Source organism: Carboxylicivirga litoralis (assembly GCF_025499605.1).
In the GTDB taxonomy this organism is placed as follows: domain Bacteria; phylum Bacteroidota; class Bacteroidia; order Bacteroidales; family Marinilabiliaceae; genus Carboxylicivirga; species Carboxylicivirga litoralis.
Genome location: NZ_JAFMVC010000003.1, coordinates 1 through 16,728, shown reverse-complemented (window position 1 = coordinate 16,728; position 16,728 = coordinate 1). Strand labels below are relative to the sequence as shown.

Annotated in this window: 9 protein-coding genes; 8 read left to right on the top strand and 1 reads right to left on the bottom strand. The window is 38.6% G+C overall.

Annotation, left to right across the window (positions count from 1 at the left end):
* The first annotated feature begins 18 nt into the window (after positions 1 to 18).
* The 3 genes from recJ to J1N10_RS03860 all read left to right on the top strand — a co-directional run bounded on the left by recJ (position 19) and on the right by J1N10_RS03860 (position 6,336).
* Complete coding sequence (gene recJ, locus J1N10_RS03870; protein ID WP_262325359.1) at positions 19 to 1,740, top strand: single-stranded-DNA-specific exonuclease RecJ; 1,722 nt, start codon at positions 19 to 21, stop codon at positions 1,738 to 1,740.
* A gap of 649 nt (positions 1,741 to 2,389) precedes the next feature.
* Positions 2,390 to 5,122: a TonB-dependent receptor gene (locus J1N10_RS03865; protein WP_262325358.1), complete on the top strand. Its 2,733-nt coding sequence runs from the start codon at positions 2,390 to 2,392 to the stop codon at positions 5,120 to 5,122.
* An 89-nt stretch (positions 5,123 to 5,211) separates the two neighbouring features.
* Complete coding sequence (locus J1N10_RS03860) at positions 5,212 to 6,336, top strand: phytase (RefSeq protein WP_262325357.1); 1,125 nt, start codon at positions 5,212 to 5,214, stop codon at positions 6,334 to 6,336.
* A 54-nt stretch (positions 6,337 to 6,390) separates the two neighbouring features.
* Here the strand turns inward: J1N10_RS03860 and J1N10_RS03855 are convergent, their stop codons facing one another.
* Positions 6,391 to 8,085 (bottom strand): Na/Pi cotransporter family protein, encoded by a 1,695-nt coding sequence (locus J1N10_RS03855; protein ID WP_262325356.1) that lies wholly within the window; start codon positions 8,083 to 8,085, stop codon positions 6,391 to 6,393.
* 300 nt (positions 8,086 to 8,385) lie between these two features.
* Here J1N10_RS03855 and J1N10_RS03850 point away from each other — a divergent pair, with 300 nt between their 5' ends.
* The 5 genes from J1N10_RS03850 (at position 8,386) to J1N10_RS03830 (ending at position 16,437) form a co-directional block, all read left to right on the top strand.
* A complete protein-coding gene (locus tag J1N10_RS03850; RefSeq protein WP_262325355.1) occupies positions 8,386 to 10,638 on the top strand; it encodes a GH92 family glycosyl hydrolase in 2,253 nt (750 codons plus the stop codon).
* Positions 10,639 to 11,252: 614 nt separating this feature from the next.
* A complete protein-coding gene (locus J1N10_RS03845; RefSeq protein ID WP_262325354.1) occupies positions 11,253 to 12,548 on the top strand; it encodes an O-acetylhomoserine aminocarboxypropyltransferase/cysteine synthase family protein in 1,296 nt (431 codons plus the stop codon).
* A gap of 285 nt (positions 12,549 to 12,833) precedes the next feature.
* Positions 12,834 to 14,030, top strand: a complete 1,197-nt coding sequence (locus J1N10_RS03840; RefSeq protein WP_262325353.1) for a homoserine dehydrogenase — start codon at positions 12,834 to 12,836, stop codon at positions 14,028 to 14,030.
* Positions 14,031 to 14,423: 393 nt separating this feature from the next.
* Positions 14,424 to 15,161: a hypothetical protein gene (locus tag J1N10_RS03835; RefSeq protein WP_262325352.1), complete on the top strand. Its 738-nt coding sequence runs from the start codon at positions 14,424 to 14,426 to the stop codon at positions 15,159 to 15,161.
* Positions 15,162 to 15,543: 382 nt separating this feature from the next.
* Entirely contained in the window at positions 15,544 to 16,437 is an 894-nt protein-coding gene (locus J1N10_RS03830) for a hypothetical protein (RefSeq protein WP_262325351.1), read from the top strand.
* The last annotated feature ends 291 nt before the right edge of the window (positions 16,438 to 16,728 follow it).

The following is a 16,728-nucleotide window of genomic DNA, read 5'->3' as shown; positions in this document are numbered from 1 at the left end:
AAACGGGCAAGTAAGGAGATGGAAAAAAGGTGGAGTATACGACCCGAAAGTGACGAAGACATAATCGCTCACTTATCCGAGGTTTTAAATATCAATCGTGTATTGGCTAATTTGCTCGTGCAACGAGGAGTTACTAATTACGATGAGGCAAAAGCATTCTTTCGCCCGAAGCTCACCGATCTACATAATCCTTTCCTGATGAAGGATATGGAAGAGGCCGTTCACCGCATTGTTAAGGCTTTTGACAACAACGAAAAGATTCTAATTTACGGCGATTATGACGTTGATGGAACCACCAGTGTGGCCTTAGTCTACTCATTTCTCAGCCTGCATTATAATCAAATAGATTATTACATACCCAATCGATATGAAGAAGGCTACGGTATATCGTACAAAGGCATTGATTACGCAGCCGATAACGACATAACATTAGTTATTGCTTTAGATTGTGGTATAAAGGCTGTAGAAAAAATGGATTACGCCCGTGAAAAAGGCATCGAATTTATCATCTGCGATCACCATACTCCTGGCGATGTACTGCCCAATGCAGCAGCTTGTCTTGATCCTAAACGGCACGATTGTAATTATCCCGATAAAAACTTATCGGGTTGTGGCGTTGGTTTTAAGCTAATGCAAGGATTCTGCCGCTTTAAAGATTACAAAGAATCACAGCTATACGATTTAATTGATTTAGTGGCTGTAAGTATTGCCTCCGATATCGTTCCAATTGTTGGTGAAAACCGTATAATGGCTTATTATGGCTTAGAAAAACTTAATTCTAATCCGGGTATAGGTCTAAGCTCCATTATTAAAATTGCCGGAATGGAAGGTCGCGAAATCACCATTAGTGATATTGTGTTTAAAATTGGGCCTCGCATTAATGCAGCTGGTCGAATTGACGCCGGTAGCGATGCGGTGGATTTGTTGGTAAGCCGCGATTCAGGCAATGCAGGCATCATGAGTAAAGACATCGATGAGTGTAACGAAACCCGTAAAGATTTAGACAGAAGCATCACCATTGAGGCGCATGATTTGATTGCAACAAACCCTGAACTACTCAATAAAAAGTCAACCGTTCTTTATAACAAAGACTGGCATAAGGGGGTGATTGGCATTGTAGCATCGCGCCTGACAGAGTCATTTTACCGTCCTACAGTAATTTTAACCGAATCAAAAGGGCTGGCAACTGGTAGCGCGCGTTCGGTTGAAGGTTTTGATTTGTACAAAGCCATTGAATCGTGCAGCGATCTGCTCGAAAACTTTGGTGGCCATATGTATGCAGCCGGGTTAACTTTGAAAATTGAGCATATTCCGGAATTCCAAAGGCGTTTTGAGCAATATGTGGAAGATAATATCACACCCGATCAGCTGATTCCGCAAATAGAAATAGATTCGAAGCTTCACCTGAAGGATATCAACCCAAAGTTCTACCGCATATTAAAGCAATTTCGCCCATTTGGACCAGGTAATATGAAACCTGTTTTCTCATCGGAGCGCGTTTTTGACTATGGAACAAGTAAGTGTGTTGGTAAAGATCGTGACCACCTTAAGCTGGAAATAATCGAAGAACATTCAGCTGCCATTAAACAAGGCATTGCTTTTTCGATGGGACATATAATTGATAACATCAAATCCAATGATCCATTCGATATCTGCTATACGGTGGAGGAAAACGTGTATAATGGCATCACCTCGTTACAAGTCATGGTTAAAGATATTAAATTCCCCTATGCTGAATAGTCTTATTTTGAATGACTATAAATAGCAACCTAAAAAACAAATACTATTTTTAATACTAAATAGGGGGTCTTGATAAAAATTATAACTTTTCTTTAATGACATCCCTAATTTTATAGGGGTGATTTTATAAAAACTCATTTTAACAATTTTTTACATCTAATTATTAGGGGGTTGTTTATAAAAATACACATTGCAAAAGTTCAATTTATTAGCAATGAGTTAATTACATCTATATTTTTTTGAAGGCAAACGAAGGATCAACTGCATTTTTATATATATTTAACACGTGAAAGTTAAGCCCTTTCCCTTAAATCAGATAAAATCCAGATGAAAAAAGGTTCGGTTAAGCCGGACCTTTTTGCGTATATAAGTATTCCAAAAAACTATGAGCTAAGTATAATCTTACAATCATTAAAGTAACTATTATACTGCCACCTTCTTCTACTGAATATCATCGTAATAGTTAATTATATACAAAAGCAATAATTAAGTAAGCAATAGCTTTATAATCCATTTCATATCATTAATTTAACATCTTAACATTTAAGATATTTCATGATAAAGTAAAATTAAGTTTGAATTAAAAAGGGCCAATTACGCCTCCTCTACATTTGCATCAAACTTATTTTTCTAACAAACTTAATTAATCATGAAAACATCTTGGCTGATAACCTCACTGATTCTACTATTAGTGAGTTTTACAAGCTTTGCCCAAAGCGGCTTTATACACGGACGTGTAACCGATTCAGAAAACTATCCTTTACCAGGTGCAGCGGTCTATATACAAGGGCTAATAGAAACCGGAACAATTACGGATGTTAACGGTTTTTACCGTCTTAAAAACATTGCAGATGGCAGTTATACAATTGAAGTCAACTATATTGGTTTCGAAGATGCTACTCAAACGGTAGAAATAAATCACAATGGAATAGAAGCCAACTTCACACTAAAAGAAGGTATCGAATTACAAGAAATAAAAATCAATGGTCAGTTACAGGGTCAAACCAAAGCTTTAAATCAGCAGAAAAATAGCATTAATGTTACCAACATTATCGCTGCCGACCAGGTAGAACGCTTCCCTGATTCAAACATCGGCGATGCATTAAAGCGTATTCCTGGCATCAATGTACAATATGACCAGGGCGAAGCGCGCTTTGGTAATATTCGTGGTACCGCGCCCGATCTTAATTCGGTCACCATTAACGGCGAACGTATCCCTTCGGCCGAGGCTGAAACCCGTTCGGTTCAGTTAGACCTTATTCCTGCTGATATGGTTCAAACCATTGAAGTTAACAAAGTAGTAACTGCCGATATGGAAGGCGATGCTATAGGCGGTTCTGTTAACCTTGTAACACGCTCAAAACCTACTGGTCGTCGTATATCCGGAACCATTGGAAGTGGTTATAACTTTTTAGCTGAAAAACCTATGGCGATAGGCTCAGTTGTCTATGCCGATCGTTTTTTAAATAACAAAATTGGTATGGTTGTTTCAGGTTCTTATTACAACCACCACTTAGGCTCTGATAATATTGAAGCCGAATGGGATGATGACGCCACTATGAAAGATTTTCAGGTACGTACTTATGAACTACAGCGCGAACGACAGAGTTATTCCGCCTCCTTCGATTTCAAAATTAATGAGAACCACACCTTTGATTTAAAAGGTATCTATAACCGCCGTAAAGACTGGGAAAATCGTTTTCGTTTACGTTATAAAGACATCGAAGAAGATGATGAAGGCAATATGGTTGCTGAAATTCGTCGAGAAACAAAAGCCAGTACCAGCGATAATAAGCATGCCCGACTGGAAGATCAGGCAACTATGAATTTTTCACTGGGTGGTGAGCACCATTTTGGCAAATTAACAGCCGACTGGAAGGCTTCTTACTCAAAAGCTAAAGAAGAACGTCCCAATGAGCGTTATTTAAACATGCGCTACAAGGATGCAAACATCACCCCTGATAATTTAAATACAGAATCACCAAATGTGATTGTTAACGATGCGGATGCACTTGATCTTAACAGCAATTGGGGGTTTAAAGAACTTACAGAAGAATTCCAATATACCGACGATATTGATAAAGCTTTCAAAGTAAATTTTGACCTTCCAATCAATGCGAATTCAACCTTAAAATTTGGTTTAAAATACAAGGCGAAAGAAAAAGAACGCGACAATCATTTCTACGAATATGAGCCGGTTGATGAAGATGCCTTTGTTGCTGCGGCAACAAGTGCAGCCAACATAACTGACAAAACAAAAGATAATTTCCGCGCTGGTGATTACACAGCAGGTCATTTCGTAAAACCAGAATATGTTGGTGACCTTGACCTGCGCGGCGGTGGCGATTTTGGTTATGCAATTCCAAATCCTGAAGAAACAGCCGGCAACTTTGAAGCTCAAGAAACAGTGACAGCAGGTTTTATCCGGTGGGATCAAAATTTTGGTGCTCGTTTAAAAGCTGTGGCTGGTATTCGCTACGAAATGACTGATTTGGAGTATTCAGGTTATGTATTTGATCCTGACAATGACATTTACGAACCAACAGGTAAACAATCGAGCGATTATGGCAATGTCTTGCCAAGTCTATTGATTAAATACGATTTATCGAAAGACACAAAATTGAAAGCTGCATGGACAAATACTATGGCACGTCCGAAGTACTTTGATTTGGTTCCTTATCAAATCATTAACCAGGAAGACGAAGAGATGGAGTTGGGTAATCCTGAATTAGATGCTACCACCTCAATGAACTTTGACCTGATGCTGGAGCACTATTTCAAATCAATTGGTTTAATTTCTGCTGGTGTCTATTACAAAAGCATAAGCGATTATATTGCCACTCAAAATACGTCGATAATGAAGGATGGTACAGAGTGGGAAGTCTATCAGCCAATCAATGCCGGCGATGCCGATTTATTTGGTTTTGAAGCCTCATTTCAACGACAGTTTAATTTTCTACCAGGGTTTCTTAAAAACATTGGTTTTTATGCCAACTATAGTTACAACTACAACGAAGTAAAAAATATCCAGTTAGAAGGAAGAGAAGAGGAGGATCTTAAATTAACAGGTACACCAGAACACACAGTTAATGCTTCTTTGTTCTATGAAAGTAAGAAATTGACGCTTCGCGCTTCATTGAATTATGCAGGCGATTTTGTGGATGAATATGGTGAAGAAGCTTATGAAGATCGTTACTACGATAAAGCCACACATGTTGATCTAAGTGGGTCGTACGATATCACTAAAAACCTGAAATTCTTCGCAGAAGTTAATAACTTATTCGATCAACCATTACGCTACTATCAAGGCGATACAAAATTCACAATGCAAGAAGAATACTGTGGCATTCGCATGCAGGGAGGTATTCGTTTTAACTTTTAATGCTTATGAAATCTATACTAATAGTACTTGCTTTATTTGTTGTTGTAATGACGGGGTGTTGGCATAAGGTCAACACTAGCACTCACCAAATGACTGATAAAGCAATAACCAAACTAGACGGGAGTACAGAAGCTATCGAAGATTCACTCAAGAAAGCCAATGCTCTCCAGCTTCAATCGCAGTTTAATCGTGTTGTTACACCAAAAGCACAAACAAAACCTGTGGATCAGCACCATTCAATCGATGCTGCGGACGATCCTGCAATCTGGTATAATGAGCTTAATCCATCGGAATCGCGCATAATTGGCACCGATAAACAGGCCGGATTGGCACTTTATAACCTGCAAGGTCAATTAATCAACTTTGCCTCTGCAGGAAGAGTCAATAACGTCGATGTGCGCTATAATTATCCTTTGAATAATAAGCGTATTGCAGTTGCAGCAGCATCAGAGCGCAATCAGAATGCCATCATACTATTTGAAGTCAATGCCGACAGTTTACGAAGCATCCACACTCAACCAACTTTATTGGATAGTAACATTATTGATGATGCTTATGGATGCTGCATGTACTATAGTCGCAAAAAACAAGCGTATTATACATTTGTTGGAGGCAAAAATGGTCATGTTCAACAATGGAAACTTATTACGAAAGGCAAAAAAATCAGCCTTAAACATGTAAGAACTATCTCATTAGCATCGCAGTGCGAAGGTATGGTGGCCGACGATGAAACGGGCACATTATATATCGCCGAAGAAGGTAATGCCATTTGGAAACTTAATGCAGAAGAAGATGCAGATAATGAAATGCTTAAGATAACTGATAGTGATAGCCTAAATCATAACATTGCCTACGATTTGGAAGGCTTAGACATTTATTATGCCGGTGATGGCAAAGGTTATCTGTTAGCCTCTGTTCAAGGTAATTTTTCCTATGCCGTATTTGAGAAAGAAAGTAACAATAAATATTTGGGTAATTTCACTGTCAAAGCTTCAGAAACCATCGATGGGGCAGAGGAGACTGATGGATTAGCAGTGACTAATATTGCCTTAGGCCATCAATTCCCAAAAGGATTATTGGTCGTTCAGGATGGCTTTAATGAAGAAAACGGTGTGCCTAAAGCACAAAATTTTAAGTTGGTCGATTGGGCTGACATTGCAAAAGCCTATTCTCCAGAATTAAACATCACACCAGATAATGTTTGGTTTAAATAAGACAAAAAAAAGACCGTTTTCACGGTCTTTTTTTTTTATATATTTTCAGCTCATTTATTGTGCATGCACTTCGGCTAATGCCTCAGATACATTAATGGCATAATCGGCTAATTTCTCACATTCAGAGAATAAATCGTTGAAGATAATACCAGCTTCATAGGTGTAAACACCGTTCTTCAGATTATCGAGGTGCTCAACTTTAAGCTGATTTCTGTAATTATTGATTTCATCTTCTAATTGCTTAGCCTTAGTAATATGAATATCTTCATTCGAATCATCCAGGTTGGTAATCATTACTTCTAATGATTCATCCACGAGGTTAAACATTAATTCCAATTTCTTTAGAATGGTTTCATCGAACTTAATGCTGGCATTGCGCATTCTATTAATGGTTTTGGCCAGGTTATAATTACAGTCACCAATACTTTCCAAATCATCCACTAATTTAAGCATAGAACGAACGCGTCGTCGGCCAACATCACTAAGTTTACCCTGGTTAACCTGTGCCAGGTAATTGGCAATTTCAACTTCTATGTTATCACAAATACCTTCGTACTTTTCAATTCGGGCAAACTGCTTGCTAAACTTACTATCCTTATTTTGGTTCATCAACTTGCGGATAAAACCAAACATCTTATGACTGTGTTTGCCAAACCAATGGACTTCTTTACGAGCCTGTAAAATAGACAGCTCAGATGTGGATAACATACCGGTTGTAATAAACTTCAATCGGAATTCTTCTTCCTCCAACTCTGATGAAGGCACCATTTTAACCACCACCTTTTTGAATATCGGCACAAACCAAATGAAAATTAAAACATTCAGAACGTTAAATGAAGTATGGAAGATAGATAAAGCTGTAGGTATTGCAGCAACAGATTCACTTGGAGAAACCCCATTGCTTTTCGATACAAAATGATCTATGGCATCAACAAACCATGGGAAAACCATTAACATCCAGGTAACACCCATCAGGTTGAATAATAGGTGAACACGAGCAGCTCGCTTCGCCGAAACATTACCAACAGCGGCCGCAATGTTTGCTGTAATAGTCGTACCTATGTTTTCACCCATAACCATGGCGGCTGCCAGGTGGAATGGAATCCAGCCCTGGTTACACATAACAAAAGTAAGTGCCATTGTAGCACTCGATGATTGAATAACAACCGTTAATATAGCTCCTATAAATAAGAAAATTAGAGTAGAGCCAAATCCAAGATTCGTATAATGCTGCAAGAAGCTTAACACTTCAGGGCTTTCTTTAATATTTGGCACTGACCCTTTTAAGTATTCAAGACCGAGAAATAGTAAAGCAAATCCCACTAAAAACTCACCCCATGAGCGGCGCGATGAATTTTTTGAAAAAATAAGCGGTAAGCCTAAACCTATCATCGGTAGCGCGTAAGCACTAATTTTTACTTTAAAACCAAGTAAGGTAATCATCCAACCAGTTACGGTTGTACCAATATTGGCTCCCATAATAACACCAATGGACTCAACCAACGACATTAAACCGGCATTTACAAAACTTACCACCATTACCGTGGTAGCCGATGAAGATTGAATAATGGTTGTTACTAAAAACCCGGTTAATACACCTAAAAAACGATTCGATGTCATGGCCGACAGAATCTTACGCATGCGACCACCTGCAACCTTTTGTAAGGCTTCGCTCATCATCTTCATCCCGAAGAGAAACAACCCTAATGAACCAATCAGGGTCAGAAAATCAAAAAGTGAATAATTCATAATTAATTCCAAAGTAGAGGCTCACACCCTCCCAAACATAAATCGATTCAAATATCTCTAATCAAAGCCCAAAGATGTCATTTTTTTCCATCTCTTAATGTTGATTTAATGTTCATTTAAGCTTTTTTTAACCTTAAAGGATGCTTTTTAGAACCGGTCTAAGTAACATGACGATATTCAACATGTGATAAATCACTAAAAAAGGAATAATATACCAATTTGAACCTCTGACCACCATACTCAAGCACTATGCGTATTTTCTTTGTAAATTAATGCATTACAACAGAAAATACGCTTCAAATGAAAAACATTAATATTCTTTTAACGGCAATATTGGTCAGCCTTTTGCTTTCATGTAAGCATGAAACAAAACCAACGAAAGAAAGACTAACGGCGTTCGTAAATCCATTTATGGGCACCGATGGTCCGGGTAATACTTATCCTGGCGCCACTGTGCCTTTTGGTATGATACAACTGAGCCCCGATCATGGCATTGGCGGATGGGACAGAATAGCCGGCTATTTTTATCCCGATACCATCATTACAGGTTTTAGTCATATGCACCTGACCGGAACGGGAGCAGGCGATTTATACGATATACTCATAAGCCCTATTAATTCGAAGGCAACCAAAACCCTAAAAGAAAACGGCAACCGCCCATACAGCACATTTTCACACGATAATGAACAAGCCGAACCAGGCTATTACCAGGTATATTTACAGGATTATGGTATTAATGCGGAGTTAACCACAACAAAACGAACTGGTATTCATCAGTATACATTTACCGAAGATCAAAACTCTGGAATTATAATTGATTTAGGATATGCTTTAAACTGGGATGCTCCGGTAGATACTTATTTAAAAATAGTTGACAACACCACCATCGAAGGCTATCGGTTCTCAACAGGCTGGGCCAAAGACCAGCGTGTATTTTTTACAGCCAAGTTCTCAAAACCATTTGAATCAACTGAGTTATTTGCTAATAACGAAGCTGTAAATGCGCCATCGGTAAAGGATAAAAACACCAAGGTCATTGTTAAATTTTCTACCAAGGATAAAGAAAAGGTATTGGTAAAAGTTGGTTTTTCGTCAGCTTCTAATAACAGTTCGAAAAACAGCTTAATGGCAGAAGCCAAGCACAATGACTTTAATAAATACCGACAAGATGCTTCTGATGTCTGGGAAAACGAATTATCAAAAATTACGATTGAAACAGATAATATCACGCATAAAAAAACCTTTTATACAACGCTTTATCAATCCATGCTGGCACCAACTTTACTGAGCGATACAGATAGCAATTACAAAGGTGCTGATGGTGACTATCACCAAGCCAAAGGGTACGACAAATACGATACTTTTTCGTTGTGGGATACGTTTAGAGCTGCTCATCCTCTTTACACAATCATGCATCCTGAGCGGGCAAAAGACTTTGTAAGCAGTATGATTAGTCATTACGAGCAAACTGGCTTATCACCGGTATGGTCGATGCAAGGTAACGAAACCGATATGATGATTGGCTACCATGCGGTACCGGTTATTGTGGATGCCTATTTTAAAGGTTTATTAAACGATTTTGATGCTGAATTGCTTTACGAAGCATGTAAATCGAATGCTATGGATGATTCCCATGGCATTAAAGAATACCGCGAATTAGGGTATGTACCTGTTTCATTCGACCACGAAAACTGGTCGGTGTCTAAAACAGTTGAATATGCCTACGACGATTGGTGTATTGCACAATTGGCCAAAGCTTTAAATAAGACAGATGAATACAATTATTTTATGAAACGTGCCAATAACTGGCAAAATCATTACGATACAGAGTCCTCATTTTTACGCCCTAAAAAAGCTGATGGACAATTTTTAGAAGGTTTTGTTGCCAAGGATTATACCGACCATTTTTGCGAGAGTAATGCCTGGCACTATTTCTGGTTTGTTCCTCATAATATCGAAGGCTTAATTAATAAAACAGGGGGCTATCAACGTTTTGAGGAGAAATTGGATAGCATGTTCACTTATCATCCAAAAGATGATGATGAATTACCAATATTCAGTACCGGAATGATTGGCCAATATGCACATGGTAATGAACCGAGTCACCATGTCGCCTATTTATATAACTACCTTGGTAAGCCCTGGAAAACACAAGAACGAGTACGAGAAATTTTAGAAACACAATACGCTCCAATACCTAACGGTCATTGCGGCAATGAAGATTGCGGCCAGATGTCATCGTGGTATATTTTCAGCTCAATGGGATTTTATCCGGTTAACCCGGCAGATGGTATTTATGTTATTGGAACACCACTTTGGAACAAGGCAAGTATTAAAGTTGACGATGGAAAATTGTTTGAAATAACAGCGCATAACGCATCGGAATCAAATAAACACATTGCAAGCGTCAAACTTAACGGTAAGCTTTTAAATCGCTCATACATTTATCACCACGAGATTATGCAAGGAGGACACTTAGAGTTTGAAATGACGAATGCCGAGAATTTAGAATTATGGACTGAAAAAGAGGCCTTTCCGCCATCAAATCCATAAAAAACAAAAAACTGATTGGAGTATGTTTTGCCATACTTCAATCAGCTTTTTTAACCTTACAAGGCAAGGCTTAAGGCGATAACAGATAATATAAAAATCTGTAAAATCAGGAACCTTACAGGAATATCAATTCCTCTGACCCATTCTTTAACGGTTAATAATTTTCGAGTCATCATAGTAAATTGGGATTAACTAAATTGGTTATTAACTACTATTACAACTCCCGATTCCTCTTTCTAGACGTAACATATTAAATAAGGTTGCGTAAGTCAAGAAAAAAATTTCATACAATATTTCTTATTACCATTAACGCGTTGATTTTCTATTTATTATATAGGTAAAATAAAAAATTAACTAAAAAAACATTTGAATTTAAGAGTAAAATCTCTTTATTTGTAAGCAATGAAAAAGCAATTATTTCATATCACTTCTACCAAATTAATCGCTGCTAAGGCAATTAATTTCACTTCTCATATGATGATGTGTATGATGATGACACGCTAAGTGTCACAACGCATCGTATCTGAAAATCAAATAATAGTTAGTACAGACCGGTGCGTTGAGCACGGGTAGAGGTTAAAACAAGAAACATTAACCATAAAAACTAAATAATTATGTCTGATTTTCATTTTGAAACACTGCAATTACACGCAGGCCACGATGTAGACGAAACAACACTTTCGAGAGCAGTACCCATTTACCAAACCAGCTCTTACCTTTTCAAAGACTCTGAACATGCCGCTAACCTATTTGGCTTAAAGGAATTTGGAAATATTTATACGCGCATTCAAAACCCAACCACCGATGTATTTGAAAAACGCATAGCCGCGCTGGAAGGTGGAGTAGGGGCCTTAGCCGTTTCATCGGGGCAGGCAGCCCAGTTTATTGCCTTGACAAACTTCCTGGAGGCAGGCGATAACTTTGTTTCAACATCGTATTTGTACGGCGGAACGTATAACCAGTTTAAAGTTCAGTTTAAGCGCCTGGGCATTAATGTTAAATTCGTTGAAGGAGACAACCCGCAGGATTTTGAGACAGCTATTGATGAAAATACCAAAGCTATCTACATCGAAACCATTGGTAATCCTCAGTTTAACATTCCTGATTTTGAAGCCATCGCAGCTATCGCTCAAAAACACGACATTCCTTTAGTAGTTGATAATACATTTGGTGCTGGCGGTTACCTGTTTCGCCCAATAGAGCATGGAGCCAATATTGTGGTTGAATCGGCCACCAAATGGATTGGGGGTCATGGTACATCCATTGGCGGTGTTATTGTTGATGGCGGTAATTTCAACTGGGGAAATGGTAAGTTTCCGTCATTTACCGAACCTTCGGAAGGTTATCACGGCTTGAAATACTGGGACGTATTTGGAGCTGACAGCCAGTTTGGTAATATTGCTTTTATCATTCGTGCACGCGTGGAAGGATTGCGCGATTACGGTTCGGCCCTAAGTCCGTTTAATGCCTTTTTGCTGATTCAGGGACTCGAAACCTTATCACTACGCGTTGATCGCCATGTGGAGAATGCTTTAAAAATTGCAGAATGGCTCGAAAACCACCCTAAAGTGGACTACGTGAAGTATCCGGGCTTAGCATCAAGTCCGTATCATTCGTTGGCTAAAAAGTATCTTAAACGAGGTTTTGGAGGGGTGATGAGCTTTAAGATCAAAGGCGATGCACAGGCGGCCGATCAATTCATTAATAATCTGTCGCTCATTAGCCACCTGGCCAATATTGGCGATGCCAAGTCATTGATTATTCACCCAAGCTCAACCACGCACGAACAACTCAGTTTAGAAGAGCAAAAAGCATCAGGTGTAGAGCCGGGCTTACTTCGCTTATCGGTAGGTATTGAGCATATCGATGACATTAAAAACGATTTAGAAGGAGCATTTGCTAAACTTTAATACAACTTAAAACCATCTGATGAGCTCACTCACAGGGCAATTGCTTTTAAAGATAAATATACCACCCCGCCTGTCGGCACCCCTCCTAAAATTCAGGAGGGGACGGGATTGCGCCATTCTCCTCCTTTTGAAGGAGGAGTACCATGAAGTGGGGAGGTGGTTAAACTAGTTAAATGCAATAACCCCAGGCTAACTCATTGGATGGTTAGTATTTTCGTTTACTTTTGTAGAGCAAAACAAAATTACCACTAACAAGCTTAAATAAGTTTGTAGAAACAGACAACCATGAAACAAAAACTAAACATCGGTCTTTTTGGCTTCGGCGTAGTTGGTCAGGGCTTATACGATGTATTAAAGACCAGTCCTGCCTTTGATTCTGAAATTTCGAAGATTTGTGTGAAGAACAAAAAAGAACGTTCACTTCCCGAACAGTTTTTTTGCTACAATGCTGATGATATTTTAGACGATCCAAATATCAACACGGTAGTTGAACTAATTGATAATGCCGATGAAGCTTATCACATCGTTAAAAAAGCCTTACAAAAGGGTAAACATGTGGTTTCGGCCAATAAAAAGATGCTGGCCGAAAATATGGCGGAGATGATTCAGCTGCAAAAAGAAAACAACGTGTCACTCTTATACGAAGCATCTGCCTGCGGTAGTATACCGGTTATTCGTAACCTTGAAGAGTATTACGATAACGACCTGTTACTATCGGTGACCGGTATTCTAAACGGATCATCTAACTATATCTTGTCTAAAATTTTCGACCACGACCAATCCTACGAAACAGCATTGAAAGATGCACAAGATTTAGGTTTTGCCGAAAGCGATCCCACCTTTGATGTAGAAGGGTTCGACTCGCTTTACAAACTGATTATTTTAACCTTACACAGCTTTGGCTCCGTTATCAACCCCGATGATGTATTGACCTACGGTATCTCCAATATCTCGGATTTTGATATACAGTATGCACGCGAAAAACGCTATAAAATAAAGCTGGTAGGGCAGGTTGAACGACTGGAGGGTAACAACATCACATTGTTTGTTCTACCTCGTTTTGTGCGCAAAGATAAATACATCTATAGTGTTGAGGATGAGTTTAACGGCGTAGTCATTAAAGGAAAAGCCTACGACAAACAGTTTATGTTTGGAAAAGGGGCAGGGGCACACCCAACCGGTTCGGCGGTATTGTCGGACATAACGGCACTGGCACATAACTATGCCTACGAGTATAAAAAAATGAAATACGCCGATGATTTCAACTACTCGAAAGAGCACCAGGTAGAACTCTACTTGCGTTATTCTGACGAAGCGGTGCTTGATAAATTTAAGTTTGAATCCATTACCGAAGAATACAAAGGCCCTGAGTACAACTATAAAATTGGCTTTATCAAACTATCTCAACTACTTGATATAAAAGACGAGTTGCGCGATTTAGATATTTTTATGGCCATAACAGGCGCTTCGTTGAATTACTAGGATAACATACAACATCAAAATGCAGAGCTTTTAAACCATAAAAGACTCTGCATTTTTTTTAGAAAGTCTTCAAACCGCTTAGTGTTTCTCTAAATCATAAAGGGTTTTGTATCACTATACAGACATAAGCAACGCATTGGCAAATTAGCCCCCGCTATCACACAAATCCATTCGCGCGAAATTTTAACCAACAAAGCACAGGAGAAGACTCCTTCGGCAGCCTAGGAGTTTAGTATCAATTTCTTTCTGCCAATAACGAGTGATTTTTGTTTTTAATTATATTTATTATCTTCATTAGCAATTTAGTGTCACACACAGGAAAAACAACTTCAGTAAGGACAGATGCACGCATAAAACAGATGCGTAATTGTTTCATATTTAAAAGCTAATAATATGGCTGAAGAAAATGCACTTCAGGAAATGCTTCCTGAAATTCATAATGTAAAAAAGGAGGATATTAAACCGTGTAATATCCCAATTAGTGTAGCAGTTCAAGAGGCTGGTAATTTAAACGAACGCGTGAACCTTGATATTGACAAGCTTCTTGCACTAGGTATGCCGGCTGAACTGCAACAGCGCCTTGACAAATTGCGGGCTGCCTTGTTTACTGCCGAAGTAAACTGGCAGGAACAGAAAAGCGACCGCCAAAAAGCGCTTGACTTGTGGAAAGAAAAATCGCCCGAGCTATATACTTTACGAAACGAATTGATGGAGCACCTGGGCTTTGCCTTTCGCAAAGATGAGCGCCTGATGGAGCAGTTGGCCGATATTGAAGATGGTGATTCGCATGCCGATGCCATTGAAGACTTGGCTCGACTGGCTGTATTAGGAACGCAAAATCTAGAATTAGTGCAAGCCATTAACTACGAAGCGGCCAAATTTGACCTGGCCAATACAATGGCCAGTGAGATGAGTGGCATGCTGTCGGCAGCCAATGGTTACATGTACCGCGACGACGAACGTAAGCTAATACGCGACAAAGCTTATACATTGCTGAAAGAAGTAGTGGATGAGATACGTGATTATGGTAAGTTTGCTTTCCGCAACAACCCTGAGCATGTTAAGGGCTATTCAAGCAAGTATCAGCGTGATCAGTCCCGAGCTTATCGCCGTTCGTTAAAAGAACAATAAATTTAAATTTGACACTAAATGATTAAGGGTGCTTCGGCACCCTTTTTTATTATCATTTGAGCGACGGGAAGGGGTACAATACCGACGGGAAGCCTTACTTTGGCGACGGGAGAGGGTATAACAGCGACGGAAGGCATGGTATCACCGACGGGAACCCACACTTTAACGACGGGAAGGCCAACATATGCGACGGGAGCACTACCAAGCACAACGGGATTAAAATATGTGAATAGTAAACAACTTTTCTATTAACAATAAAGCGGATTAATTATACTAAAAAGCTATTTTAGTGCTTTATATTGTACCATATAAGCATATTATAGAGCATTGGTGCATTATATCGACTAGTTGGCAACAACCCTTACAAAAAACGAAGTGCAAAATGGCAACTGATGGACCAAAAATAATTGATGGTGATACTGCTCATGATACCTATTGGGGAATTATGGACTTGTACGATAATGAAGTTGACTTAGAAAAAATTAAAGAAGAATTTCCTTTCGATGTAGATTATGATGACTTTGATTATGAAAATTATTTAACCTCATTAGCATTAGCTTTTTGGGAAATTGGATTAATGAATGATTCACTTTTAAAAAAGGTAAGTAATACAATTGCTAAAGGTGTTGGAGTAAAAGTTTGGACTGAAGAGTGCGATAAAAAAACTGGAAGACAGCGTGAGCTAGCATTGAATCGTTTAATTAAAAAGATTAGTGTTGAAAATGTAAAGATTCGGAAACCGAAAAAGAAAAGGAAGGTTACCAATTTTCATTTTCAGCCTGATGACTTATTAACTTTTAAATTAAACGATGGACAATATAGAGCCGTAATTTGCACAAAGATTACTCAACAAAGAGGGCTATGCACATATGATTTAGTGGGAACAACATATAAAGGTGAATTTAAACCAGACTCAAAAGTAATTGAAGATTATGCAGTTTGTGGTAGATGGATAAGTAGTGGATTTTATAGAAATGAAATAATAGAAATGCAAACTGATATTGATAAACTATGGGAAAAAATACCAAACTCATCAAATCGATTTCTAGGATTATCATATCATTTGGTTACACACAAGGCATTTTATGGATTTAAAGAAAAATTTGAGAAAGTTGGAGTTGTAAAACTAAAAGAATCATACAAAAGAGATGGAAGCTATGGTTATGAATCAACATTTGATAGATTTGAGGAAATTTTCGGAGATATTCAAAATCATATGCAGATTTTTGGAGAGAAATGTATTCCGATTGTGCATTTAATTGATGACGGAGCATAAAGGGCAGTTGCCAACACGGCATCATAAACCATGCGGGGCGCTGTGATTTGCGAAGTTGCGGTGATTTCACTAAGTCCGCCCAATGCTTTTAAAGAAACTATTAATTGTTAAATTTAGTCCCTATAAAACCATTGGGCTTAGTGCGTTGAAAAGAGGGAAGTACTATTTTAATCCCCGCACGGTTCATATGCCCAATCCGTTGTGCCCTATATTTTTTCAGCGGTAAGCTTTTTGTTGGCTTCCAGAAACAAGAATTCAAAAATAATCCAACGCACTGTAACGGTTAGATTT